The following is a 2,045-nucleotide window of genomic DNA, read 5'->3' on the forward strand; positions in this document are numbered from 1 at the left end:
AAGGGTCATCTTGCAAAGATGCTCGCGTCCACTGTGTAGTTCTCAAAGTACGGGCGGCACCCCCACCACACGACCAACCGGCCGGCAGCAGAGGCCCTAGAGAGTTGCACACCACTCCGAAGAGCAGCGTCCGGTCCCTCAGGACCCAACAGCGTGCAGGCACCCCGCTCCCCAACCCCCACCCTCCAACCACACCCCCGAAAGGACGCGGCGTACTAGTAGGAATCAGCTGCGCTGATGCCATGTCAAATGTTCCACCCATGAGCCCCCGCAGAGACATTCGCTCTGCTGAGGTTCCTGCAACCCTTGCGGGTTGAGGTGCTCCTTAGAAAGGAGGTGATCCAGCCGCACCTTCCGGTACGGCTACCTTGTTACGACTTAGTCCTAATTACCGATCCCACCTTCGACGGCTCCCTCCACAAGGGTTGGGCCACCGGCTTCAGGTGTTACCGACTTTCATGACTTGACGGGCGGTGTGTACAAGACCCGGGAACGTATTCACCGCAGCGTTGCTGATCTGCGATTACTAGCGACTCCGACTTCATGAGGTCGAGTTGCAGACCTCAATCCGAACTGGGACCGGCTTTTTGGGATTCGCTCCACCTCACGGTATTGCAGCCCTTTGTACCGGCCATTGTAGCATGCGTGAAGCCCAAGACATAAGGGGCATGATGATTTGACGTCATCCCCACCTTCCTCCGAGTTGACCCCGGCAGTATCCCATGAGTTCCCACCATTACGTGCTGGCAACATAGAACGAGGGTTGCGCTCGTTGCGGGACTTAACCCAACATCTCACGACACGAGCTGACGACAACCATGCACCACCTGTTCACGAGTGTCCAAAGAGTCCCCTATTTCTAGGGTGTTCTCGTGTATGTCAAGCCTTGGTAAGGTTCTTCGCGTTGCATCGAATTAATCCGCATGCTCCGCCGCTTGTGCGGGTCCCCGTCAATTCCTTTGAGTTTTAGCCTTGCGGCCGTACTCCCCAGGCGGGGAACTTAATGCGTTAGCTGCGTCACGGAATCCGTGGAAAGGACCCCACAACTAGTTCCCAACGTTTACGGGGTGGACTACCAGGGTATCTAAGCCTGTTTGCTCCCCACCCTTTCGCTCCTCAGCGTCAGTTACGGCCCAGAGATCTGCCTTCGCCATCGGTGTTCCTCCTGATATCTGCGCATTCCACCGCTACACCAGGAATTCCAATCTCCCCTACCGCACTCTAGTCTGCCCGTACCCACTGCAGGCCCGAGGTTGAGCCTCGGGATTTCACAGCAGACGCGACAAACCGCCTACGAGCTCTTTACGCCCAATAATTCCGGATAACGCTTGCGCCCTACGTATTACCGCGGCTGCTGGCACGTAGTTAGCCGGCGCTTTTTCTGCAAGTACCGTCACTTTCGCTTCTTCCTTGCTAAAAGAGGTTTACAACCCGAAGGCCGTCATCCCTCACGCGGCGTTGCTGCATCAGGCTTCCGCCCATTGTGCAATATTCCCCACTGCTGCCTCCCGTAGGAGTCTGGGCCGTGTCTCAGTCCCAGTGTGGCCGGTCACCCTCTCAGGCCGGCTACCCGTCGACGCCTTGGTGAGCCATTACCTCACCAACAAGCTGATAGGCCGCGAGCCCATCCCAGACCGAAAAATCTTTCCAACCCCCACCATGCGGTGAAAGCTCATATCCAGTATTAGACGCCGTTTCCAGCGCTTATCCCAGAGTCCAGGGCAGGTTGCTCACGTGTTACTCACCCGTTCGCCACTGATCCACCAAGCAAGCTTGGCTTCACCGTTCGACTTGCATGTGTTAAGCACGCCGCCAGCGTTCATCCTGAGCCAGGATCAAACTCTCCATAAAAAATGATTGCCACCCCCACCGGGAAAAACGGTAAAAAGAGCAGCGAGTTCAACCATGACCAAAAACGAATATCAAACTGACATCCATGAATTGATCCAAAAAAGACCCCCACCAACCAGCAAAACTGGTCGACAGAGAAAAAAATTGGCATTTGACAAGTGCACGCTGTTGAGTTCTCAAAGATCGGACGCACC

Annotated in this window: 1 rRNA gene; it reads right to left on the bottom strand. The window is 55.7% G+C overall.

What is annotated here, in order from left to right:
* Positions 1 to 329: 329 nt before the first annotated feature.
* A 16S ribosomal RNA gene (locus ACFC1K_RS19725) occupies positions 330 to 1,851 on the bottom strand.
* Between the last annotated feature and the right edge of the window lie 194 nt (positions 1,852 to 2,045).

It is taken from the genome of Microbacterium sp. NPDC056057 (genome assembly GCF_042266945.1).
GTDB classification, from domain to species: Bacteria; Actinomycetota; Actinomycetes; order Actinomycetales; family Microbacteriaceae; genus Microbacterium; species Microbacterium trichothecenolyticum_C.